The sequence below is a fragment of the Paramagnetospirillum marisnigri genome (genome assembly GCF_001650715.1).
Classification (GTDB): Bacteria; Pseudomonadota; Alphaproteobacteria; order Rhodospirillales; family Magnetospirillaceae; genus Phaeospirillum; species Phaeospirillum marisnigri.
The window spans coordinates 1-680 of record NZ_LWQT01000022.1; the positions used below are offsets into that span (position 1 = coordinate 1).

Consider the following 680-nt stretch of genomic DNA (forward strand, 5'->3'; position numbering starts at 1 on the left):
TGACCTTCCCCCTTAAATCCGGTCCACGCGGAGAGTGAGTTCCCGTAACCTGAAGGAAACAGGGGAACTCAGATGAAACGCAGTCGATTTAGCGAGGAACAGATCATCGGCATCCTGAAGGAGGCCGAAGCTGGAGAGATGCCGGCTGTGGCGGTATGCCGCAAGCACGGCATCGCCGAGCAGACCTTCTACCGCTGGAAATCCAAGTACGGCGGCATGGAGGTGTCGGAGGCCAAGCGGCTGAAGGCATTGGAGGACGAGAACGCCCGGCTGAAAAAGCTGTTGGCCGACGCCATGCTCGACAACGCCCTGCTGAAAGAAGTTCTCGGAAAAAAATGGTAACGCCCACGGCGTTGCGGGAAGCCGGTTGCTGGCTGATGTCGAAGAAGGGCGTCAGTCAGCGCCGTGCCTGCAACCTCGTGGGCCTTCATCGTTCGGTGGCGCGGTATCGACACCGGCAGCGGGACGACGGCCCGATCCGGACCAGGCTTAAGGACCTGGCCGGTCGCCATCGCCGCTACGGCTATTTGCGCCTGCATGTTCTGCTTCGCCGGGAGGGACTGGTGATCAACCACAAGCGAACCTATCGCCTGTACCGTGACGAGGGCCTGGCGGTGCGGACCAAGAAGCGCAAACGTCTGGCGGGCCGGGAGCGGGTGCCGCTGGCGGCGCCGGAACGG

The 680-nt window shown here is 62.5% G+C and carries 1 pseudogene; it reads left to right on the forward strand.

The window, feature by feature from the left end:
- Window positions 1-72 precede the first annotated feature (72 nt).
- Window positions 73-680, forward strand: a pseudogene (locus A6A04_RS23025) (transposase); the annotation flags it as partial.